23 protein-coding genes and 2 tRNA genes are annotated in these 20,510 nt (G+C 64.1%); 21 read left to right on the forward strand and 4 right to left on the reverse strand.

Features of this window, described 5'->3' with window-relative positions:
• The first annotated feature begins 24 nt into the window (after nt 1-24).
• The 4 genes from HXX15_RS14160 (at nt 25) to HXX15_RS14175 (ending at nt 4,491) form a co-directional block, all read left to right on the forward strand.
• Nucleotides 25-1,536: a tripartite tricarboxylate transporter permease gene (locus HXX15_RS14160; protein WP_296516699.1), complete on the forward strand. Its 1,512-nt coding sequence runs from the start codon at nt 25-27 to the stop codon at nt 1,534-1,536.
• An 83-nt stretch (nt 1,537-1,619) separates the two neighbouring features.
• A complete protein-coding gene (locus HXX15_RS14165) occupies nt 1,620-1,919 on the forward strand; it encodes a hypothetical protein (RefSeq protein ID WP_296516700.1) in 300 nt (99 codons plus the stop codon).
• Nucleotides 1,920-2,131: 212 nt separating this feature from the next.
• Entirely contained in the window at nt 2,132-2,857 is a 726-nt protein-coding gene (locus HXX15_RS14170) for an isochorismatase family cysteine hydrolase (protein ID WP_296516953.1), read from the forward strand.
• Nucleotides 2,854-4,491 (forward strand): regulator, encoded by a 1,638-nt coding sequence (locus HXX15_RS14175; RefSeq protein WP_296516701.1) that lies wholly within the window; start codon nt 2,854-2,856, stop codon nt 4,489-4,491. Before HXX15_RS14170 ends, HXX15_RS14175 begins: the two co-directional genes overlap by 4 nt.
• Before the next feature lie 21 nt (nt 4,492-4,512).
• Here HXX15_RS14175 and HXX15_RS14180 read toward each other — a convergent pair whose 3' ends face one another.
• The gene (locus HXX15_RS14180; RefSeq protein WP_296516702.1) at nt 4,513-5,889 is read right to left on the reverse strand and encodes a hypothetical protein; all 1,377 of its coding nucleotides are present in this window, start codon (nt 5,887-5,889) and stop codon (nt 4,513-4,515) included.
• A gap of 774 nt (nt 5,890-6,663) precedes the next feature.
• On the opposite strand from HXX15_RS14180, the gene HXX15_RS14185 reads away from it, so the two are divergent.
• The 7 genes from HXX15_RS14185 to HXX15_RS14215 are packed head-to-tail and all read left to right on the forward strand — an operon-like array spanning nt 6,664 to nt 11,989.
• On the forward strand, nt 6,664-7,824 hold the full coding sequence (locus HXX15_RS14185) for a 4Fe-4S dicluster domain-containing protein (protein WP_296516703.1): 1,161 nt from the start codon (nt 6,664-6,666) through the stop codon (nt 7,822-7,824).
• A complete protein-coding gene (locus HXX15_RS14190) occupies nt 7,811-8,272 on the forward strand; it encodes a cyclic nucleotide-binding domain-containing protein (protein ID WP_296516704.1) in 462 nt (153 codons plus the stop codon). The genes HXX15_RS14185 and HXX15_RS14190 overlap by 14 nt, the downstream gene beginning before the upstream one ends.
• 1 nt (nt 8,273) lies before the next feature.
• Nucleotides 8,274-9,131 carry an FAD/NAD(P)-binding protein gene (locus HXX15_RS14195; RefSeq protein ID WP_296516705.1) on the forward strand — a complete coding sequence of 286 codons (858 nt, stop codon included), beginning with the start codon at nt 8,274-8,276 and terminating at the stop codon, nt 9,129-9,131.
• Nucleotide 9,132: 1 nt separating this feature from the next.
• On the forward strand, nt 9,133-9,906 hold the full coding sequence (locus HXX15_RS14200) for an oxidoreductase (RefSeq protein ID WP_296516706.1): 774 nt from the start codon (nt 9,133-9,135) through the stop codon (nt 9,904-9,906).
• The gene (locus HXX15_RS14205) at nt 9,896-11,194 is read left to right on the forward strand and encodes a Ni/Fe hydrogenase subunit alpha (RefSeq protein ID WP_296516954.1); all 1,299 of its coding nucleotides are present in this window, start codon (nt 9,896-9,898) and stop codon (nt 11,192-11,194) included. Before HXX15_RS14200 ends, HXX15_RS14205 begins: the two co-directional genes overlap by 11 nt.
• Nucleotides 11,191-11,709, forward strand: coding sequence for a hydrogenase maturation protease (locus tag HXX15_RS14210; protein ID WP_296516707.1), 519 nt, complete (start codon nt 11,191-11,193; stop codon nt 11,707-11,709). The genes HXX15_RS14205 and HXX15_RS14210 overlap by 4 nt, the downstream gene beginning before the upstream one ends.
• Nucleotides 11,702-11,989, forward strand: coding sequence for a hydrogenase maturation nickel metallochaperone HypA (locus HXX15_RS14215; RefSeq protein WP_296516708.1), 288 nt, complete (start codon nt 11,702-11,704; stop codon nt 11,987-11,989). Before HXX15_RS14210 ends, HXX15_RS14215 begins: the two co-directional genes overlap by 8 nt.
• 109 nt (nt 11,990-12,098) lie before the next feature.
• Here HXX15_RS14215 and HXX15_RS14220 read toward each other — a convergent pair.
• Nucleotides 12,099-12,173, reverse strand: a tRNA-Thr gene (locus HXX15_RS14220).
• A 99-nt stretch (nt 12,174-12,272) separates the two neighbouring features.
• A complete protein-coding gene (locus HXX15_RS14225; protein WP_296516709.1) occupies nt 12,273-12,719 on the reverse strand; it encodes a nuclear transport factor 2 family protein in 447 nt (148 codons plus the stop codon).
• Between the two features lie 47 nt (nt 12,720-12,766).
• Here HXX15_RS14225 and HXX15_RS14230 point away from each other — a divergent pair, with 47 nt between their 5' ends.
• The 10 genes from HXX15_RS14230 (at nt 12,767) to HXX15_RS14275 (ending at nt 19,117) form a co-directional block, all read left to right on the forward strand.
• Nucleotides 12,767-12,964, forward strand: a complete 198-nt coding sequence (locus tag HXX15_RS14230) for a hypothetical protein (protein ID WP_296516710.1) — start codon at nt 12,767-12,769, stop codon at nt 12,962-12,964.
• 110 nt (nt 12,965-13,074) lie between these two features.
• Nucleotides 13,075-13,737, forward strand: a complete 663-nt coding sequence (locus HXX15_RS14235; RefSeq protein WP_296516711.1) for an epimerase — start codon at nt 13,075-13,077, stop codon at nt 13,735-13,737.
• A 183-nt stretch (nt 13,738-13,920) separates the two neighbouring features.
• Complete coding sequence (gene murA / locus HXX15_RS14240; protein WP_296516712.1) at nt 13,921-15,210, forward strand: UDP-N-acetylglucosamine 1-carboxyvinyltransferase; 1,290 nt, start codon at nt 13,921-13,923, stop codon at nt 15,208-15,210.
• The gene (locus tag HXX15_RS14245) at nt 15,207-15,680 is read left to right on the forward strand and encodes a DUF2948 family protein (RefSeq protein ID WP_296516713.1); all 474 of its coding nucleotides are present in this window, start codon (nt 15,207-15,209) and stop codon (nt 15,678-15,680) included. The genes murA and HXX15_RS14245 overlap by 4 nt, the downstream gene beginning before the upstream one ends.
• A 96-nt stretch (nt 15,681-15,776) precedes the next feature.
• The gene (gene hisD / locus HXX15_RS14250) at nt 15,777-17,072 is read left to right on the forward strand and encodes a histidinol dehydrogenase (RefSeq protein ID WP_296516714.1); all 1,296 of its coding nucleotides are present in this window, start codon (nt 15,777-15,779) and stop codon (nt 17,070-17,072) included.
• Nucleotides 17,069-17,560 carry a UPF0262 family protein gene (locus HXX15_RS14255; protein WP_296516715.1) on the forward strand — a complete coding sequence of 164 codons (492 nt, stop codon included), beginning with the start codon at nt 17,069-17,071 and terminating at the stop codon, nt 17,558-17,560. Before hisD ends, HXX15_RS14255 begins: the two co-directional genes overlap by 4 nt.
• 6 nt (nt 17,561-17,566) lie before the next feature.
• Nucleotides 17,567-18,031, forward strand: coding sequence for a low molecular weight phosphatase family protein (locus tag HXX15_RS14260; protein ID WP_296516716.1), 465 nt, complete (start codon nt 17,567-17,569; stop codon nt 18,029-18,031).
• An 86-nt stretch (nt 18,032-18,117) separates the two neighbouring features.
• Nucleotides 18,118-18,741, forward strand: coding sequence for a Maf-like protein (locus HXX15_RS14265; RefSeq protein WP_296516717.1), 624 nt, complete (start codon nt 18,118-18,120; stop codon nt 18,739-18,741).
• A complete protein-coding gene (gene yacG / locus HXX15_RS14270) occupies nt 18,731-18,916 on the forward strand; it encodes a DNA gyrase inhibitor YacG (RefSeq protein ID WP_296516718.1) in 186 nt (61 codons plus the stop codon). The genes HXX15_RS14265 and yacG overlap by 11 nt, the downstream gene beginning before the upstream one ends.
• A 125-nt stretch (nt 18,917-19,041) precedes the next feature.
• Nucleotides 19,042-19,117: transfer RNA gene (locus HXX15_RS14275), tRNA-Phe, on the forward strand.
• 1,061 nt (nt 19,118-20,178) lie between these two features.
• On the opposite strand, the gene HXX15_RS14280 is transcribed toward HXX15_RS14275, so the two are convergent.
• Nucleotides 20,179-20,445, reverse strand: a complete 267-nt coding sequence (locus HXX15_RS14280) for a hypothetical protein (protein WP_296516719.1) — start codon at nt 20,443-20,445, stop codon at nt 20,179-20,181.
• Nucleotides 20,446-20,510: the final 65 nt, after the last annotated feature.

Raw genomic sequence — 20,510 nt, forward strand, 5'->3', positions numbered from 1 at the left:
CTCTGCATTAACCGGGACAGCCTCATGGAAGCTTTCGGATTGTTGATGCACGGCTTCGTCGTGCTGCTGACCTGGAAGACCATCGCGCTGATGATGGTCGGGCTGGTGCTCGGCATCTTCGTCGGCGTGCTGCCGGGGCTCGGCGGGCCGAACGGGGTGGCGATCCTGCTGCCGCTCACCTTCACCATGGACCCGACCTCGGCGATCGTGATGCTGTCCTGCATTTACTGGGGCGCGCTGTTCGGCGGCGCCATCACCTCGATCCTGTTCAATATCCCCGGTGAGGCGTGGTCGGTCGCCACCACCTTCGACGGCTACCCGATGGCGCAGCAGGGCCGCGCCGCCGAGGCGCTGACTGCGGCGTTCACCTCGTCGTTCATCGGCTCGCTGGTCGCGGTGCTGCTGATCACGTTCCTGGCGCCGATGATCTCGTCCTTCGCGTTGAAATTCGGACCGCCTGAATTCTTCGCGGTGTATCTGCTGACGTTCTGCTCGTTTGTCGGGCTCGGCCGCGAGGCCAAGCACAAGACCGTGATCTCGATGTCGCTCGGGCTTCTGCTCGCCGGCGTCGGCATGGATACCGTGTCCGGCACGTTGCGCATGACCTTTGGCTCCAACGAACTGCTGCGCGGTATCAACTTCCTGGTCGCGGTGATCGGTCTGTTCGGCATCAGCGAAATCCTGCTGACGATGGAGGAGCGGCTGGCGCTGCGCGGCCACGCCGCCGCGATCAGCCTGCGCGTGGTGCTGAAGGTGTGGAAGGACCTGCCGCGCTACTGGGCCACGCTGCTGCGCTCGTCGTTCATCGGCTGCTGGCTCGGGATCACGCCGGGCGGCGCAATTGCCGCGTCCTTCATGGGCTACAATCTGGCCAAGCGGTTTTCGAAGAATCCCGAGACCTTCGGCAAGGGCCGGATCGAGGGCGTGTTCGCGCCGGAGACCGCGGCGCATGCCTCCGGCACTGCCGCGCTGCTGCCGATGCTGGCGCTCGGCATTCCCGGCTCCGGCACCGCGGCGATCCTGCTCGGCGGGCTGATGGTGTGGGGGCTTAATCCCGGACCGCTGCTGTTCGTCGAACACAAGGATTTCGTCTGGGGCCTGATCGCCTCGATGTATCTCGGCAATGTCGTCGGCCTCGTGCTGGTGCTGACCACGGTGCCGATCTTCGCCTCGATCCTGCGGGTGCCGTTTGCGGCGGTGGCGCCGATGATCGTGGTGAGTTGCGCGATCGGCGCCTATGCGATCCAGAACGCGATGTTCGACATCTGGCTGATGCTCGGCTTCGGCGTGGTCGGCTATGTGTTCAAGAAGATCGGAATTCCGCTGGCGCCGTTCACGCTGGCGCTGGTGCTCGGCAATCGCGCCGAGGATGCCTTCCGGCTGTCGATGATCGGCTCCGGCGGCAGCATGAAGGTGTTCTGGTCGAACGGTCTGGTTGGCACCATCACCACGCTGGCGATCGCGCTGCTGTTCTGGCCGGTGCTCGACAAGGCGTTCGGCAGCATCGGTCGACTGCTGCGCCCGGCCAAGGCATAGTGCTGCCTGGGAGTTCGCACCGGGAGCTGTCTTTGGCCGATGGTCGAATTTATCGGCAAGGCATTTTGGATCAGGCTAGAATCATGGCGTCCCGACTGATCATTCTGTGGCTCTGCATCGCCGCGATCTCCACGCTGGGATCGTGGTATCTGGCCGCACGCGCGCGGCGCGACACGCTGTGGATCAGGATCGCGATCGCCACCGTGCTGCTGATCGCCTGCGTCGCCTCCTTCCTGATGTTCGGCGATAGCGCCGAGAAAACCTTCGCGGCGATCGCGCTGTATTTCTCGCTGTGGTCCGCGGTGTTCGCCACCGCCGCCTTGTGCGCCGGCATGATCGTCGGCAGCTTGATCGCCCTGCAATTCACCCATCGCAATTCCTGAGCACTCAGCGAACCAGCACGCTCATTGAATGGGCAAGTGCCCGTCGCTGCGGCGCAGGGACGAGCCCGCGGGCGATCCCTCAGAAACAACTAATCGTTTGATTTATTTCGACTAATGACGCCTCAACGGACCCGTTTCGGCGTTGTACACAATGGCATGCGCCTTGCTTTGCTAGCTGCGAGTTGTTTCCAGCTCGGGGAGTACGCATGGCGATGGCGAGCCCGACCTCCACGTCCCGCGGCATTGTCGCCGCTGAGCCGACCCCGATCGAACTCGACTGGACCGCCACCGCGCTCTTGATCATCGACATGCAGCGCGACTTCATGGAGCCCGGCGGCTTCGGCGAAACGCTGGGCAATGACGTATCGCAGCTCGCCGGCGCGGTGCCGCCGATCGCCGCGCTGCTCAAAGCCGCGCGCGCCAGCGGCATGCTGGTGATCCACACCCGTGAAGGCCATCTGCCCGACCTTTCCGACGCGCCGCCGGCCAAGGTCGAACGCGGCGCGCCAAGTCTGCGGATCGGCGACCCCGGGCCGATGGGCCGCATCCTGATCCGCGGCGAGGCCGGCCACGACATCATCCCGGCGCTGTATCCGCTGGACGACGAAATCGTCATCGACAAGCCCGGCAAGGGCGCGTTCTACGCCACCGAACTCGGCGACGTGCTGCAGACATACGGCATCGAGAATCTGCTGGTGTGCGGCGTCACCACCGAGGTCTGCGTCAACACCACGGTGCGCGAGGGCAACGACCGCGGCTATCGCTGCGTGGTGATCGCCGACGGCTGCGCCTCCTATTTCCCGGAATTTCACCAGGCCGGCCTCGCCATGATCAAGGCCCAGGGCGGCATTTTCGGCTGGGTCGCCGACTCGGCCGCGGTGCTGAAAGCAATGACGCCGGATAGATCGAACCGAGTTGCAGCGGGAGCATCACGATGAGCACGAGCAAGACGGCAACTGTCGCGCCTACCGATTTCAAGCCTGCACTATGGACGCCGGGCGACTGGAACGCGTTGTTCGGTTTCGGCACCAACATTCTGGTCAACATGCTGGTGCTGACCGGGCTGCTGCGCTTCGTGCTGAAGATGCCCGACAGTTTGGTGTTCGGGCGGATCCTGCCGGCGCTCGGGCTGATGATGTGCCTGTCGACCTTCTACTACGCGTACCTCGCCTATCGCCTGGCGCAGAAGACCGGCCGCAGCGACGTCTGCGCGCTGCCGTCCGGCGTCAGCGTGCCGCACATGTTCATCGTCACCTTCGTGATCATGCTGCCGATCACGCTGAAGACCGGCGATCCGATGAAAGGCTGGTCCGCCGGGCTGGTCTGGGTGTTCTTCCAGAGCTTCATCCTGATGATCGGCGGCTTCATCGCGCCCTATATCCGACGCATCACGCCGCGCGCGGCGCTGCTCGGCACGCTGGCCGGCGTCTCGGTGACCTTCATCTCGATGCGGCCGGCGCTGGAAATGTACATGACGCCGCAGATCGGGCTGGTGTGCTTCGCCATCATTCTGGCGAGCTGGTTCGGCGGTGTGAAATATTTCAAGGGCGTGCCCGCCGGTCTGGTTGCGATCGCGGTCGGCATGATCATCGCGTGGGGCTCGAATCTGTTCGGCCTCGGGCTCGGCGGCCTCAGCGTCAAGGGCGTCGGAGACGCCTTTGCGAGCTTCGGCTTCTCGGTGCCGCTGCCGGCGTTCGGCCAGGTATTCTCTGGCTTTGAATTCCTCGGCATCATCCTGGTGACGGCGATTCCGTTCGGCATCTATGACCTGGTCGAGGCGATGGACAATGTCGAATCCGCCGAGGCCGCCGGCGACGAATATCCGACCACGCGCGTGCTGACTGCCGACGGCGTGGTCAGCCTGATCGGCTGCTTGATGGGCAACCCGTTCATCAACGCGGTCTATATCGGCCATCCCGGCTGGAAGGCGATGGGCGGCCGGATCGGTTACTCCGCGGCGACTGGGCTGATGGTGGTGGTGCTGTCGTGGTTCGGTATCATCTCGCTGCTGCTGGCGCTGGTGCCGGTGGTGGCGATCTCGCCGATCCTGCTCTACATCGGCATGCTGATCGGCGCGCAGGCGTTCCAGACCACGCCGGTCAAGCACGCGCCCGCGATCGTGCTGGCTTTGACGCCGCATCTCGCCGCCTGGGCGAAATTGCAGATCGACACGATGCTGGGCGCCACCGTGACTGCGGCGCAGGCCGCGGGTCTTGCCGCCGACAAGGTGGTGGAGGTCAAGGCCGCGGCGATTGCCTCATTGCCGCAGCAGGGTGTGCTGTATCACGGCCTCGAGGTGATGGGCGGCGGTTCGATCCTGACCGGCCTTATCCTCGGCGCGATCGGCGTGTTCGTGATCGACCGTGAATTCGTCAAGGCCTCTGCCTTCGCCTTGAGCGGCGCGGTGCTGACCTTCTTCGGCTTCATGCATGGCGAGGCGGTCGGGATCGGCAGCGGATTGCCGGTGGCGATGGCCTATGCGGTCGTCGCGGCCGGGTTCTTTGCCTACGGCAAATACGGGGCTGTGGCGCTGGCGGAGCCGAATACGGCGCTGGCCGCGCCGGCCGAATAGCGTCGGGCCGCGTCGACCCGGTCAGTCGGCCGGGTCGGCGGAGTCGCGATCGACGAAGTACCGTGTGGCGGCGATCAGCACCACGAAGGTTGCGATCCAGACCATTCGGGCGCCATAGCGGTCGTGCGGCCCGGAAATGATCCCGCAGATCATGGCATTCCCCAGCAATGCGCCCGCGGCGGTTCCGGCCAGCAAGGTCAGATCGTCGAGCCGGCGTTGCCATAGCGCGTGGCCGAGCAGCCCGACCAGCAGCAGCATCGACCCCAGCGCGACCGGGACGTGGACCCAGTTCACCGCGGCGAAATTGATGTCCCATTTCTGCTGGTGCGCCGCGCGCATCGCCGGCACCTGGGCCGGCAGATAGCGTTCGATGATGCCATAGGTGTGGGGAATCCAGCCGGTGGTGCCTTCGCCGGTGGCGACCTGGACCAGCTGCTGCGCGGTGGCGACGGCGGCGGCTTGGGCCTGCCAGAGCGGGTAGGCGGTCAGCGCATGGGCGGCGATGTAGCCCATCTCTTGGTCCATCCCCTCGAAGCGCCCGAGCTTGTTGAAGATGCCGTCATTGCCCCACAGGAAATCGTCGGCGGTGGGCGGCAGCTGGTTGCGGTAGGGGCAGAGTTTCAGTTTCAGCTGCGGACAATTGTCATTGAGATAGCGGGTCACGATGCCGTCCTGCAGCATCCGGCCGAAGGTGACGCCGGCGCCGCCGGGGGTCCAGGCCCATTTGCCCGACAGGGCGAAATTGGCGGTGAGCAGCATCGCCGCGCCGGCCACGATGGTCAGGCTGCCGGCGATCAGGCCGGCGAACGGCAGTCGCGCGCCGAGAAAGGGCCGCAGCAGCCAGGCGACGCAGCACAGGCCGAGCAGGACGCCGAGCGTCGCGCTATGGGTCGCGCCGGCGAAGGCGGTGAAGCCGAACAGCAGCCATTTCTCCAGCGTCGACGTGTTGTCGCCATGCGCGACCAGAAGGAACAGCGACAGCACCGACAGCCCGGCAAAGATGTCGGTCAGCAGCATGCTGGCGATCCAGGGCAGCGCCGTGGTGGCGATCAGGATCAGGCCGATCAGCGCCAGCCGGAACGGCCGGGTGAGGCCGAACACCCGCAGCGTCAGCTGCAGGATCCACAGCGTCGCGATCGCCTGAATGCAGAGATTGATCCAGAAATGGGTGTTCTGGCCGAAATGCAGATACAGCCCGAACACCGTCGAGCGGCTCGGAACCAGATAGCCTTCGTACCAGCGGGCGAGATAGCCCCCGGTATCGAATTGCAGCAGCGGATATTCATTCCACAACGCCGGAGCGATCAGCAGCAGCGGGAGAATGGCGACGGCGATCCGCGACGTCAGTGATTGTCGCGTCCGCGCGACCAGTGCCTGGGTATTAATGGAACGCTCCATCCCGGATCGAATTTGCCGTTACCGCGGCGTTACGCCGGGGGCTGTTGGCCTTATATGCTGTCAAATTACACATCAGAGTTAATTCGTCCATTCGACAGAGTACGAAGTTAGCCGGCCGGCGATCCACCTTGCCGCGGCTTGCCGGTGTGGCGGCGCTACCAAGCGCTACCAAGGCGAGTATTTGGTCATAATTAAGTCCGGGATGCTGACCGATCAAGCGGACCGTGAGAAGCTACGGACCTGCGCTCAACCTTGCGGGGACATTTGACGGACCATAGCGCTCGCGATTACAGCCCAAAAAACACGCAAAACATGAATATTATTTCATAATCCTCTTTAGGTTGCAAATCGATGAGGTCAGCGATCGCCAGTCCCAAACGTCCGGGCGGCCCGGACGAATCCGCGTCCATCGCCTTGGCACGTCGCGACACCGATGCAACTGATCGGATAAGACAGCGGGAACATCGCCGTAACGTCCACAATGACGGACGCGCCATTCATCCGGGAACCGAGGACGCAAATGAGCGTCGTCGCAATGGTCAACAGCAGGAAGTCGAGGTCAATTCGCGCAGCGTTCATAGGCTTCGCGGTAGTGTTCGTTGATCTGAATCAAGCGTGCTTATCGTCAAACGATGAGAATCTATTGGCTTGGAAGCTGCGGGCGATTGATGACGCATGTGGCGGCCATAATCGATCGAACCCGGAAGGTGCCAAGTGGATGTGGTGCCGGACGGGATCGTTCGGCCCATCCGCCCGTCAAGCAGAGGTGACGTGATGCAGCATCGCCCAGACGGGGGAACGAAGGCGGTGATCTCCCGGGAGGCGCTGCAGCAACTCATCGAGGCTCTCTCCGCTGAGAACTGTCGGGTGCTTGGCCCCACGGTGCGTGACGGGGCGATCGTCTATGATGAGATCGCGCAAGTTGGGAACTTGCCGGCAGGCTGGACCGATCGTCAGGAAGCCGGACGCTATCATCTGGAGCGTCGGGAGGACGATGCCTTGTTCGGCTTCGCCGTCGGCCCTCAGTCGTGGAAGCAGTTTCTGCATCCGCCGGTCGAGACGCTGTGGACCGCGCGCCAGGGCGACGATGGCATCTCGATTGCGACCGACAGGTCGGAGACCCCGATATTTGCCTTCATCGGCGTGCGCGCCTGCGAGCTCCACGCGATCGCCATCCAGGACCGCGTCTTCCTGGATGGCCCCTATCGCGATGTGACCTACGGCATGCGGCGGCAGGACGCCTTTATCGTCGCGGTCAACTGCGGGAATGCCGCAGCTACCTGCTTCTGTGCGTCGATGGGAACGGGACCAAAGGTGGATGCTGGCTTCGACCTTGCATTGACCGAGCTGATCGACGCCACGCGCCACGAATTCGTTGTCGAGGTGGGAAGCGAAGCCGGCGGCGATTTGCTCGACCGATTACCCCATCGCCCCGCGGCCAATGCCGATCTCTTGGCCGCTGAAGCGGTGATAGCGCGCACGCAGAGCGCGATGGGACGCAGGCTGGAAACGGACGGCCTGAAGGAGCTGCTCCAGGCCAACCTGAACCATCCGCGCTGGGATGAGGTCGCCGCGCGCTGCCTCGCCTGCGGCAACTGCACGTCGGTTTGCCCGACTTGCTTCTGCACGACTGTAGAAGACCACAGTGATCTCATGGGTTCGTCGGCCGAGCGGATCCGCAAATGGGATTCCTGTTTCACCCTGGATTTCTCCTATCTGCACGGTGGCAGCGTGCGGACGACCGCCAGCTCGCGCTATCGGCAATGGATGACGCACAAGCTGGCGAGCTGGATCGATCAGTTCGGCACCTCCGGCTGCGTGGGTTGCGGGCGCTGTATCACCTGGTGTCCGGTCGGCATCGACATCACGGCGGAAGCGGCCGCCATCCGGGCGACGCCACAATCCAGAAAGGGAGAGCCGCATGGAGGGACTTGAGCATATTCTTCGACAGCATCCCTTCTTCGCCGACTTCGCGCCCGAGCACGGCGCGCTGGTTGCCGGCTGCGCCCGGAACCATCGCTTTGATCCCGGCGACTATCTGTTTCGCGAAGGCGATCCCGCAGACGAGTTCTTCCTGATCCGCCACGGCAAGGTGGCGCTTGAGATCGTGGCCCCGGGGCAGGCGCCGATCGTGTTTGCGACCCTTGGCCCGGGCGAGATCGTGGGGGAGGCCTGGCTTGTGCCGCCTTATCGCTGGACCATCGACGCTCGCGCCACCGAGCTGGTTCGTGCGATCGGAATTGACGCCGCCTGCCTGCGCGGCAAATGCGAGGCGGACCACCATCTCGGCTACGAGATGATGAAGCGATTCCTGCCGGTTTTCATCAGACGCCTGCACGCAACACAGCTGCAAATCCTCGACGTCTACGGGAAGAAGCGCTGACATGGTTCCGGAAAGTGTTTCTGCGGCGGCATCGCTTCCCGACCCCTTCGTTCCGCAGATCTATCGCGTCGGCCGGCTACGCCGCGAACTCCACGACACGGTGACGCTGGAGCTTGCCCCGTCTGCCGGCAGGCGTCCGGCCTTCAGGCCCGGGCAGTTCAATATGCTCTACGTTTTCGGCGTCGGCGAAATCGCCGTCAGCTTGAGCGGCGACAGCACGGACGAGACTCATTTTGTGCACACCGTCCGCGATGTCGGCGCCGTCAGCAAGGCGATCACGGAACTGGGGACCGGCGCGACGATCGGTCTGCGCGGCCCTTTTGGGGTCGGGTGGCCGGTCGAGGCGGCGGAAGGCTCCGACGTCGTCTTGGTGGCCGGCGGCCTAGGTCTCGCGCCGCTGCGGCCGGCCATCTATCATATTCTGGCCAATCGGGTTCGCTACGGGCGGGTCGTGATCCTGTTCGGCAGCCGCAATCCCCATGACATGCTTTATAGGCACGAGCTTGAGGAATGGCGGCAGCACCTGGACATCAGTATCGAGGTGACGGTGGATCATGCCGAAGCCGACTGGCACGGCAATGTCGGGGTCGTGCCGGCGTTGATTCCGCGTGCGACCTTCGATCGTCACAACACGATCGCGTTGGTTTGCGGCCCGGAAGTGATGATGCGCTATTCGGCGAGTGCGTTGGCTGAAGCGGGAGTGCCGCCGGAACGCATCTATCTGTCGATGGAGCGCAATATGAAGTGCGCCATCGGTCTTTGCGGCCACTGCCAGTTCGGGCCGACCTTCATCTGCAAGGACGGCCCGGTCATGCAGTTCGCCAGGATCGCCAAGATCTTCGCCATTCGGGAGGTCTGAGATGAAAGCGCAACGTCCCCGGCTCGCGGTTTGGAAGTTCGCCTCCTGCGACGGCTGCCAGCTCTCGCTGCTGGATTGCGAAGACGAGCTTCTGACTCTCGCCGGCGCGATCGAGATCGCCAATTTTCCCGAGGCTTCGAGTCTGATACTCGACGGCCCTTACGACCTTTCCCTGGTCGAAGGATCGATCACGACGGCGCACGACGCCGAGCGCATTCAGATGGTGCGCCAGCAATCGAAATTCCTCGTCACGATCGGCGCCTGCGCCACCGCCGGCGGCATCCAGGCGCTTCGGAATTTCGCTGACGTCGACGACTATATCGCTGCCGTTTACGCATCGCCCAAATATATCTCGACCCTTGCCACCTCGACGCCGATTTCGGCGCACATCGCGGTCGACTACGAATTGCGCGGCTGTCCGATCAACAAGGCGCAACTGATCGAGGTGATCTCGGCCTACCTTGCCGGCCGCAAGCCTTCGATCGCGGCCCACAGCGTGTGTATCGAATGCAAGCAGCGCGGTGCGGTTTGCGTGATGGTGCAGGGCACGCCCTGCCTCGGCCCGGTCACGCACGCTGGCTGCGGAGCAATCTGTCCATCCTTCCGGCGTGGCTGCTACGGCTGCTACGGTCCGATGGAGACGCCCAACACCGCCGCGCTCGCGTGCGAATGGCAGGTGCTCGGCGCGACGCCGCGCGACATTGCCCGTGTCTTCAGCACCTTCAATGCAGCGGCCGAAGCCTTTCGGAAAGAGAGCAAGGCCCATGGCGGATAAGACGACCAAAACGATCCGGGTCGATTATCTCGCCCGCGTCGAGGGCGAGGGCGCCCTCGACCTCGAAATCAGCGATGGCCGGGTCGTATCGGCGGAACTCAGGATTTTCGAGCCGCCGCGCTTCTTCGAGGCTTTCCTGCGCGGCCGCGGCTATGCCGAACTGCCCGACATCGTCGCGCGCATCTGCGGCATCTGCCCGATCGCCTACCAGATGAGCGCGGTCCACGCGATCGAGAATGCCTTCGGCGTCAAGGTCGATGGCCAGCTTCGGGCGCTGCGGCGGCTGATCTACTGCGGCGAATGGATCGAAAGCCACGCGCTTCATGTGGTGATGCTGCATGCGCCGGATTTCCTGGGCTTTCCCGACGGGATCCGGATGGCGCGCGACCATGGCGAGGCGGTCCGCAACACGCTGACGCTCAAGAAGGCCGGCAACGAGCTGATGCGGGTCGTCGGCGGCCGGGAAATTCATCCTGTCAACGTCAAAGCCGGAGGCTTCCACCGGGTGCCGACGCGAAGTGAGCTCGCGCCGGTGGCGGAGAGCCTTGCGCGCGCCCGCGATCTTGCCATCGGCATGGTCCGCTGGGTCGCGACGTTCCCGTTCCCGGATTTCGAGCAGGACTACGAATTCGTCGCGCTCCGCCATCCGGACGAGTATCCCCTCAACGAGGGCCGACTTGTCTCGAGCCGGGACATCGACATCGATATCGCCGATTTCGAGACCGAGTTCGAGGAGCGGCACGTCGCTCATTCGACGGCGCTGCATTCCCTGGTGAAGCGGCGCGGCGCCTATCTGGTCGGTCCGCTCGCGCGCTATGCGCTGAATTTCGATCGACTACCGGCATCGGTCCGGGAGCTCGCGCGCGAGGTCGGGCTCGATTCCGTCTGCCGCAATCCGTTCAAGAGCATCATTGTGCGAGGGCTCGAGCTCGTCTTTGCCTGCGACGAGGCATTGCGCCTGATCGCCGCCTACGAGCCGCCGGACCTGGCGGCGGTGCCGATCGAGCCCCGCGCCGGCACCGGCTTTGGCTGTACCGAAGCGCCACGCGGAATCTGCTGGCACCGTTACGACTTCCAGGCGGACGGCAGCATTGAACGGGCCCGCATCGTGCCGCCGACCTCGCAGAACCAGCCCACCATCGAAGCCGATCTCGCTGCGGTAGCGACCACGGTTCTCGATCAGCCTGACGATGTCATCCGCCATCGCTGCGAACAGACCATCCGCAACTACGACCCCTGCATCTCTTGCGCCACTCATTTCCTCAAGCTCACGGTGCGCCGAACGTGAGTGGCGCAGCCGACCGCAATGCCATGCTGCCGAAGGTCCTCGTTGTCGCCGTCGGCAATCCGGACCGTGCCGACGACGGCGTTGGCGCTCTGGCCGCAACGGGACTGGCCGGACGGCTGCCCCCGGACGTGAGTCTCGTTGCGCGACGTGGAGACATCCTTTCCCTGATCGAGGAATGGGCCGGCTTCGATGCCGTCATCTTCATCGATGCTGCTGCGTCGATGGGTATGCCGGGACGCATCCATCGGATCGACGCGGGCGCCGGCGAACTGCCGAACGAGGTATCGTTCGCATCAAGCCACGCTTTCGGCCTCGCGGAAGCGATTGCGCTTGCCGCCGCGTTGAGGTCACTGCCCGACACCGTCATCGTCTATGCGATCGAAGGCGCTTCATTCGATGGTGGTGCCGCAATGACACCAGAGGTGACGGCTGCGGCCGCCGAAGTTGCGGATCGCGTCGTCGCCGAGGTCGGCCGACTCCGCTGCCGCGAAGGCAAGGTCATGTCCGATGCATGAGACGGGAATCGTCAGGGACCTGATCCGTCGGCTGGAAGCGGTCGCGCGGGACGCCGGGGCGAAGCGGGTGGCCGGCGTCGCGGTTCGGATTGGCGCGCTCAGCCAGTTCGCGCCCGAGCATTTTCGCGAGCATTTCGACGAAGAGGCCCGCGGCACCCTCGCCGAAGGCGCTGCGCTGCGGATCCAGACGTCGGCGGATGTGACGGATCCGTCTGCGCAGGACGTGATGATGGAAAGCATCGACCTCGAAGTTCCCGACGACAACGGAGAGGGCAGCTGAAGACAGGCGCGTCCGGAATCGACCGCGCCAATAGCCGATATGGCTGAGGCTGACGAGAATACCGCAGAGTTATAATGTGCTGATTTAAAAAGCTATTTTCAAAAAAAGCTGGTGCTGCCACACAGGGTCGAACTGTGGACCTCTCCATTACCAATGGAGTGCTCTACCACTGAGCTACGGCAGCGTGCCACTGTCCGGGAATCAACCTGCGATGGCCCGGCTCGGCGGGCGATCCTTGCCACAAGGCCACCGTCGGCGCAAGCGGGCCGGCTGGGGGATTGGTCTAACGGGACGCCGCCATTTCCTTCATCCGGAGCAATTGTGGCCCGATCCGGTTGCCCATTTCCTCGGCCAGCACCTGCAGCGCCTTGAGCGGGCGGATCATCACCTCAAACTCGACCATTTCGCCAGATTCGTTGAATTTGATCAGGTCGATGCCCTTGAGCTGCCATTTGCCGATATTGGCGGAAAATTCCAGCCCGACGTCGTGGGATCCGGCGACGAAGGTGCGGTGATAGCGGAAATTCTCGAAAATCGTCGTCACCGTGGTCAGCACCAGCAGCGTCGCCTCCCGGCCGGGGATCGGCGATTGCACTGCGGGCGAGCGAAACACCACGTTCTCGGCCAGCAACGGCCGCAGCACGCCGGGGTCGCTGGTGGCGACAAAATCGTGCCAGGCTGCGACGGTTTGTTGCGGCAGCGGCGCCAGCGCATATGTGTCGGTGGCCATCGTCTCTCTCCGGGATCGTCTTTCCAACCAGCCGAACAAAGCATGCCATGACCGACGCGCCAAATCGCCCCTCGACCGAACGTACGCTGGATCGTCAGAACCGGCTGCGCGAGGCGCTGCGTGAAAACCTGAAGCGGCGGAAATCGCAATCCCGCGGCCGGGCCGATCAGCCCGCGCTGGTTTCGGCCGACGATCCGGGTGTCGTCCAGGACGAAATCGGCAAGGACTCCGACGACAAGAGCTAGCAGGCTGCGGAGAAGCGGCGCTGTGAACACCGGCTTCGTAACAGCTCGCAATGACGAACTTAAGCGCTTAGTCTTGACGGGCGTATTTGCGACTCACCCCGAGGAGGAAAATGAGAGTTATTCTGTTCGGCGCCACCGGCATGGTTGGGCAGGGCGTGCTACGCGAATGCCTGCTCGATCCCGAGGTCACCAGCGTGCTGTCGGTCGGGCGCAGCAAGACCGGACAGAGCCATCCCAAGCTGCGCGAAATCGTGCACAGCGACTTTCTGGATTTCTCCGCGATTGAATACGAACTGGCAGGTCATGATGCCTGCCTGTTCTGTCTCGGCGTCACCTCGCTCGGCCTGTCCGAGCAGCGCTATCGCCAGCTGACCTACGACATCACGCTTGCCGCGGCGAAGACGCTGGTGCGGCTCAGCCCCGGCATGACTTTCATCTACGTCACCGGGCGCAGCACCGATTCGACCGAGCAGGGGCCGCAGATGTGGGCGCGGGTCAAGGGCAAGACCGAGAACGATCTGCTGAAGCTGCCATTCAAGGCCGCCTACATGTTTCGGCCGGCCGGAATCCAGCCGCTGCATGGCGTCCGCTCGAAGGTCGGCTGGATCAACGCGATCTACGCCGTGACCGCGCCGCTGCTGTCGCTGCTGGTCAAAACCGCGCCCAACTACATGACCACCTCCGAACAGGTCGGCCGCGCCATGCTCGCGGTGGCGAAACACGGCTATCCGACCTCGATCCTGGAAAGTGCCGACATCAACGCGGTCGTATGACCTCTCCCCGCACGCGGGGTGAACGGGCGGGCCGCCGTCGCGGAGGCTCTGCACCGCGCCCCTTTCGCCTCGAATCCGGTGCAAATTGCCCAAAACCCATGATTTCGCCGCAAATTCCGAGGCTTTTGCAATCACGGGCTGAGACGCCTATGACTTCTCGACAGCAAACCAGCGGGAATCGGCATGGATCGCATTCGCATCGTCGGCGGCAACCAGCTTCATGGCACCATTCCGATCTCGGGCGCCAAGAACGCGGCGCTGCCGCTGATGATCGCAGGGTTGTTGTCGGAGGAAACGCTGATCCTCGATAATGTGCCGCGGCTTGCCGACGTCGCGCAGCTGCAACGCATTCTCGGCAACCACGGCGTTGACATCATGTCGGCCGGCAAGCGGCCGGGTGACCACGAATATCAGGGCCAGACCCTGCATATTTCGGCCAAGAACATCATCGACACCACCGCGCCCTATGAGTTGGTCTCGAAGATGCGCGCCTCGTTCTGGGTGATCGCGCCGCTGCTGGCGCGGATGCACGAGGCCAAGGTGTCGCTGCCCGGCGGCTGCGCGATCGGCACCCGTCCGGTCGATCTCTTGATCATGGCACTGGAAAAACTTGGCGCCGAGCTCACCATTGACGGCGGCTATGTGATCGCCAAGGCCCCCGGCGGGCTGAAGGGCGCCGCGATCGATTTTCCCAAGGTCACCGTCAGCGGCACCCATGTGGCGCTGATGGCCGCGACGCTGGCCAAGGGTATCACCACCATCACCAATGCCGCCTGCGAGCCGGAAATCGTCGATGTCGCCGATTGCCTGAACAAGATGGGCGCGCGAATCAGCGGCGCCGGCACGCCGCGTATCGTCGTCGAGGGCGTCGCCAAGCTGCATGGCGCCCGCCACACCGTGCTGCCGGACCGGATCGAGACTGGCACCTACGCGATGGCGGTAGCGATGACCGGCGGCGACGTCCAGCTGTCCGGTGCCCGCCCGGAACTGCTGCAATCGGCGCTCGACGTGCTGACCGAGGCCGGCGCCACCATCACGGTCAACAATGACGGCATCAGGGTCGCCCGCAACGGCGCCGGGATCAGCCCGGTCAACGTCTCGACCGCGCCGTTTCCGGGTTTTCCGACTGATTTGCAGGCGCAATTGATGGCGCTGATGGCCTGCGCCAAGGGCTCCTCGCACATCACCGAGACGATTTTCGAGAACCGCTTCATGCATGTGCAGGAGCTGGCGCGGTTCGGCGCGCGGATTCACCTCGACGGCGAAACCGCCACCATCGATGGCGTGGCGAAATTGCGCGGCGCGCCGGTGATGGCGACCGATCTGCGCGCCTCGGTGTCGCTGGTGATCGCCGGCCTCGCCGCCGAAGGCGAGACCATGGTCAATCGGATCTACCATCTCGACCGCGGCTTCGAGCGGCTCGAGGAAAAGCTGTCTGCCTGCGGCGCCACCATCGAACGCATTAGCGGATGAGTTTGCAGGGGGGCGCCGTGCCGGGCTTGCTCAAGCTGATCGCGCTCGATCCCGACGATCTCGCGGTGATCTCGGCCCATGTCCAGGATTCCCGGATCGCGACCGCTGACATCGTCTGGCGGCAGAGTGAGAAGCGGCTGGTGCTCGGCCTGCACCGGCTCGACTGGGACCAGACGCTGGCCGGGGCGGCCGCATCGCGCCGGCTGGTCGCGGCGCTGCGGTTCGACCGGGTGCTTGCCTGCAAGTCGCGAAACATCGACCCGAATGCCGCGGAAACTGCGCTGGAATTGATCGGAATCGAGTTTTACCCCGCCGCCGAGGCCCCCGGCGGCAGCGCGGTGCTGATGTTCACCCATGGCGGGATGCTGCGGCTCGATCTTGAGTGCCTGGAATGTGCATTGACCGATTTGGGCCTGGACGACTTCGACGACAGCGGCGCGGCGGGTCAATCTGCGGGGCTGGGCGACTGAGCCGGTGTCGGCGGACTCGGCAAGGGTTGACGGCGATTTGTCGCCGCGCCATTGAGCAGTAGGCCTTCCCGACGAAGCCCCTGCCGGAATCCCGAAATGCCAATCCGTATCGATAGCCGCAGCGCCGATTTCACCCCGCGATTCAAGGCCTTCCTGGCGACCAAGCGCGAGGTCTCGGCCGACATCGAGGCGGCCACCCGCGCCATTGTCGACGACGTCGCCGCGCGCGGCGATGCCGCCTTGCTGGAGGCCACCGCCAAGTTCGACCGGCTCAAGCTCGACGCCTCGGGCCTGCGCGTCACCCCCGCCGAGATCGATACCGCGGTCAAAGCCTGCGATCCCGCCACCATCGAGGCCCTGAAGCTGGCTGGCGACCGCATCGAGTTCTTCCATCGCCGGCAATTGCCGAAGGACGACCGCTTCACCGATCCGCTCGGTGTCGAGCTCGGCTGGCGCTGGAGCGCGATCGAGGCGGTCGGGCTCTATGTCCCCGGCGGCACCGCGGCCTATCCGTCCTCGGTGCTGATGAATGCGATTCCCGCCAAGGTCGCCGGCGTGGAGCGCGTGGTGATGGTGGTGCCTTCGCCCGACGGCAAATTGAATCCACTGGTGCTGGCGGCGGCCCGGCTCGGCGGCGTCACCGAGATCTATCGCGTCGGTGGCGCGCAGGCGGTGGCGGCTTTGGCCTATGGCACCGCCACGATTGCGCCGGTCGCCAAGATCGTCGGCCCCGGCAATGCCTATGTGGCGGCGGCCAAGCGGCTGGTGTTCGGCAAGGTCGGGATCGACATGATCGCCGGGCCGTCCGAAGTGCTGGTGATCGCCGATCAGAATGCCAATCCGGACTGGATCGCCGCCGATCTGTTGGCACAGGCCGAGCACGACGAAAACGCCCAATCGATCCTGATCACCGACAGCGCCATTTTGGGCGACGAGGTCGAGCGCGCGCTGCAGGCCCAGCTCACCACGCTGCCGCGCGCTGCGATCGCGCGCGCCTCGTGGGACCGGTTCGGCGCCATCATTCTGGTCAGGCAGATCGAGGACGCGGTGCCGCTGGCGAATGCGATCGCGGCCGAGCATCTCGAGATCGTCACCGCCGATCCGGAAGCACTCGCTGCGAAAGTCCGCAATGCCGGCGCGATCTTCCTCGGCGCCCATACGCCGGAGGCGATCGGCGACTATGTCGGCGGCTCCAACCACGTGCTGCCGACCGCGCGCTCGGCGCGGTTCTCTTCGGGGCTCGGCGTGCTCGACTTCATGAAGCGGACCTCGATCCTGAAATGCGGCCCGGATCAATTGCGCGCGCTCGGACCGGCGGCGATGACGTTGGGCAAGGCCGAGGGCCTCGATGCCCATGCGCGCTCGGTGGGACTGCGTTTGAACCTGCGATGACCAAACCGCCGCCAGACGATTCCAAGAATTGCATCGTCGCGGTGACGCTCGACGAGGAATCGATCGGGCGTTCCGGGCCGGACATCGAGCACGAGCGCGCGATTGCGATCTACGATCTGGTCGAGAAGAACCTGTTCGCGCCTGAGGGCGCCGGCGACGGGCCGTTCACACTGCATATCGGCATCACCGGCAACCGGCTGATGTTCGACATCCGCCGCGAGGACGGCACCCCGGTGGTGGCGCATCTGTTGTCGCTGACGCCGTTCCGCCGCATCGTGAAGGACTACTTCATGATCTGCGACAGCTACTACCAGGCGATCCGCACCGCGACGCCGGACAAGATCGAGGCCATCGACATGGGCCGCCGCGGCATTCATGACGAGGGCTCGCGCACGCTGCAGGAGCGCCTCGCCGGCAAGGTGCGAATCGATTTCGAGACCGCGCGCCGGCTGTTCACGCTGATCTCCGTGCTGCACTGGAAGGGTTAGCGCGCGATGCCGGCATCGCGCGCGCGCCAACCGCAAGCGGTGCTGTTCGCCTGCGGCATGAACAGCGTGCGCTCGCCGATGGCGGAGGGCCTGCTGCGGCAGATCGCGCCGCGCACGATGTACATCAAATCCGCCGGGGTGCGGAAATTGGAGCTCGATCCGTTCGCGGTGGCGGCGATGGCCGAAATCGGCCACGACATCTCCAAGCACAAGCCGATCACCTTCGACGAATTGGAAGACTATGAGGGGCTCAATTTCGACCTGATCGTGACGCTGTCGCCGGAGGCGCATCACAAGGCGCTGGAACTGACGCGCAGCAGCGCCGTCGAGGTCGAATACTGGCCGACCCAGGATCCGACCGGCGTCGAGGGCAGCCGCGCGCAGCGGTTGCAGGCCTACCGCGACGTCGCCGACGGCCTGATGCTGCGCATCCGCAAGCGCTTCGGCCGCCACGGCGGCGGCAACGAGTAAGACGCCAAACTCCCGCCTGCGCGGTTGTCGAAGCGGGTGCCTTCCGATAGGTTCCGCGCGCATCCCTCCAGCCCCGAAATGCCCGCATGCTTGGCCGTCCCAAACTCGTTCTCGCTTCCGGTTCGCCGCGACGCCTCAGCCTGCTCAACCAGGCCGGGATCGAGCCCGACGCGCTGCGCCCCGGCGATGTCGACGAGACTCCGAAACGGGGGGAATTACCGCGCGTCTGCGCCAACCGTCTGGCCAGGGCCAAGGCCGAAGCCGCGCTGAAATCGGTGCAGCTCGATGACGAACTGCGCGGCGCCTACATCCTCGCCGCCGACACCGTGGTGGCGGTTGGCCGCCGCATCCTGCCGAAGGCCGAACTGGTCGAGGAGGCCACGCAATGCCTGCGGCTGCTCTCGGGCCGCAATCACCGGGTCTACACCGCGATCTGCGTGGTGACGCCGAAACAGACCTTCCGGCAGCGTCTGATCGAATCCAAGGTGCGGTTCAAGCGGCTCAGCGAGGACGATATCCAAGCCTATATCGGCTCCGGCGAATGGCGCGGCAAAGCCGGCGGTTATGCGGTGCAGGGCATCGCCGGCAGCTTCGTGGTCAAGATGGTCGGCTCCTACACCAACATCGTTGGCCTGCCGCTGTACGAGACGGTGACCCTGCTCGGCGGCGAAGGCTTCCCGATCCGCTTCGGCTGGCTCAATGCCAGCTGAGGACGCCCCGAAAGCCGCCCCTGGCGCCAAGAAGTGCCCGATCTGCGGCAAACCGGCGGTCGAGGCCTCGCGGCCGTTCTGCTCCGAGCGCTGCCGCGACGTCGATCTGAACCGCTGGCTGTCGAATTCCTATGCGATTCCGGCCGCGCCCAGCGACGACGACGATGCCGATTGAAGGCGGCGCAGCCGGCCCCTTGATTCCGGGGCGGTTTTTCCGCCCGCAAGTTTCCCCCGCGGCGGGTGGACAGCGCTGTCTGGCCTGACTATAACCCGGCGCTCCCTGGACTTGCTCCGGGCGGCGCCCAGGTAGCTCAGTTGGTAGAGCATGCGACTGAAAATCGCAGTGTCGGTGGTTCGATCCCGCCCCTGGGCACCATTGCTGAACAGATTTACGAACCACTGGAGTGGGTTGGCCTTTTGGGCCGAAGGTCGACCGGATGTTGTCGTTTGACCCGATGATCCGGATTTTATTCTCCGAAACGATGACGGCGTCGACGATGGCGGCCAGATAGGCCTTCCGAGCTGCCACATCTCCCGAGACGAGCTGTTCGCGCATCAAACGGGTGAAGTTGTCGATCGCGACCGGATCGATTTCGACCGGAAGGGCGCTGGACTTCCTGGCGTAGTCGAAGGCTTCGGTGGCCCGGTCCCGGGTATTTTTCAGGGAGGACACCCGATCCTTCAAGGTCGGGTCCGTGCCGTCGATAGTCCCTGATTCGATCGCCGCATAGAGGCGGCCAACACGCTCCTCGGCGTCGGTTGGGCGCCTCATCGGTCAGCTTTCGCGAGGGCGTACCATCGAAGTCGACGCCAACCAGGCGAAAATAGTCCGTCAAGCTTATGCAAATTTATACAAAATCATTCACAGCCTTACATCGGAATGTATGAAGATGAAAAAGGTTGTGATTCTTACACCTGTGCACCGGGCCGGTGCCGACAAACCGTCGAATCACTTTTGCCGCAGGAGGCTCGATCCGCTCCGCGTCGCATCCGAGCGCGGCGATGATAGCAGCCGGCGGCTGCTTGGGCGAAAACGCGTCCATCGATCAATAAAGCCATGTACGGATTTCTGCGTGTGGCACTCAGCAATCGGCGTCCGTAGCGCGATCGACTATTGTCTGGCCTTTGATGTCGGGTTTGTTCGTTCAAGCCTCAGGGAACGAGAACATTTCAAGCCTGCTACCTCAGGTTCTTTGGAGCATCGATAACTCTGATGAATGCGCCGCAAATCGCCCCGGAAAATGAAATGCCGATGCATGCCGCAACGCGAGGGTCGCCCGCCTCAACAAACCCGAGAATGACCGCGAGCCCAGCGGCGACAGAGACGTGAATAAACAAGATACTGCTCAGCAGTTGGCGCAAAGCCTGATCTCCAGTGCCCAGCAGCTCAGTCCTTAGCGTGCACCCATGGCCGGCGATCGGTGTGCACCATGTGTATCACGCGACTTTTCTCGCGATTAGCTGGACCCCTGCGGCTTTCGCCAGCATCCGGCCGGTCCAGTGGGTTGTTTCTCCCGCCGGCGGCTCCAGCGCCAGGTCCACCACTCTTTGCACGGTGCCTGTCGGCAGCGGCGGTTTCAGCTTGCGTTCTATCTCAGTCAACTCGTCAATAAATTCGGCGGTGCCGAATTCGGCCTTTAGGCGTTGCCAACGGCTTAACGCCACCCCACCGATGCTACGATGTAGATAGCGCAGAACGCACAATGACTATCTCCGGCGCGAAACTGGCGATCGATCGGGCGCAGGCGGCTGCTGCGGAAAAAATCTCT

The sequence above is a fragment of the Rhodopseudomonas sp. genome, from assembly GCF_013377015.1.
In the GTDB taxonomy this organism is placed as follows: domain Bacteria; phylum Pseudomonadota; class Alphaproteobacteria; order Rhizobiales; family Xanthobacteraceae; genus JARJEH01.

Bases quoted from the DNA above. Each gene is read 5' to 3' on its own strand.
- HXX15_RS14160 (WP_296516699.1), top strand. From the start codon at position 25: ATGGAAGCTTTCGGATTGTTGATGCACGGCTTCGTCGTGCTGCTGACC.
- HXX15_RS14165 (WP_296516700.1), top strand. From the start codon at position 1,620: ATGGCGTCCCGACTGATCATTCTGTGGCTCTGCATCGCCGCGATCTCC.
- HXX15_RS14170 (WP_296516953.1), top strand. From the start codon at position 2,132: ATGGCGAGCCCGACCTCCACGTCCCGCGGCATTGTCGCCGCTGAGCCG.
- HXX15_RS14175 (WP_296516701.1), top strand. From the start codon at position 2,854: ATGAGCACGAGCAAGACGGCAACTGTCGCGCCTACCGATTTCAAGCCT.
- HXX15_RS14180 (WP_296516702.1), bottom strand. From the start codon at position 5,889: ATGGAGCGTTCCATTAATACCCAGGCACTGGTCGCGCGGACGCGACAA.
- HXX15_RS14185 (WP_296516703.1), top strand. From the start codon at position 6,664: ATGCAGCATCGCCCAGACGGGGGAACGAAGGCGGTGATCTCCCGGGAG.
- HXX15_RS14190 (WP_296516704.1), top strand. From the start codon at position 7,811: ATGGAGGGACTTGAGCATATTCTTCGACAGCATCCCTTCTTCGCCGAC.
- HXX15_RS14195 (WP_296516705.1), top strand. From the start codon at position 8,274: ATGGTTCCGGAAAGTGTTTCTGCGGCGGCATCGCTTCCCGACCCCTTC.
- HXX15_RS14200 (WP_296516706.1), top strand. From the start codon at position 9,133: ATGAAAGCGCAACGTCCCCGGCTCGCGGTTTGGAAGTTCGCCTCCTGC.
- HXX15_RS14205 (WP_296516954.1), top strand. From the start codon at position 9,896: ATGGCGGATAAGACGACCAAAACGATCCGGGTCGATTATCTCGCCCGC.
- HXX15_RS14215 (WP_296516708.1), top strand. From the start codon at position 11,702: ATGCATGAGACGGGAATCGTCAGGGACCTGATCCGTCGGCTGGAAGCG.
- HXX15_RS14225 (WP_296516709.1), bottom strand. From the start codon at position 12,719: ATGGCCACCGACACATATGCGCTGGCGCCGCTGCCGCAACAAACCGTC.
- HXX15_RS14230 (WP_296516710.1), top strand. From the start codon at position 12,767: ATGACCGACGCGCCAAATCGCCCCTCGACCGAACGTACGCTGGATCGT.
- HXX15_RS14235 (WP_296516711.1), top strand. From the start codon at position 13,075: ATGAGAGTTATTCTGTTCGGCGCCACCGGCATGGTTGGGCAGGGCGTG.
- murA (WP_296516712.1), top strand. From the start codon at position 13,921: ATGGATCGCATTCGCATCGTCGGCGGCAACCAGCTTCATGGCACCATT.
- HXX15_RS14245 (WP_296516713.1), top strand. From the start codon at position 15,207: ATGAGTTTGCAGGGGGGCGCCGTGCCGGGCTTGCTCAAGCTGATCGCG.
- hisD (WP_296516714.1), top strand. From the start codon at position 15,777: ATGCCAATCCGTATCGATAGCCGCAGCGCCGATTTCACCCCGCGATTC.
- HXX15_RS14255 (WP_296516715.1), top strand. From the start codon at position 17,069: ATGACCAAACCGCCGCCAGACGATTCCAAGAATTGCATCGTCGCGGTG.
- HXX15_RS14260 (WP_296516716.1), top strand. From the start codon at position 17,567: ATGCCGGCATCGCGCGCGCGCCAACCGCAAGCGGTGCTGTTCGCCTGC.
- HXX15_RS14265 (WP_296516717.1), top strand. From the start codon at position 18,118: ATGCTTGGCCGTCCCAAACTCGTTCTCGCTTCCGGTTCGCCGCGACGC.
- yacG (WP_296516718.1), top strand. From the start codon at position 18,731: ATGCCAGCTGAGGACGCCCCGAAAGCCGCCCCTGGCGCCAAGAAGTGC.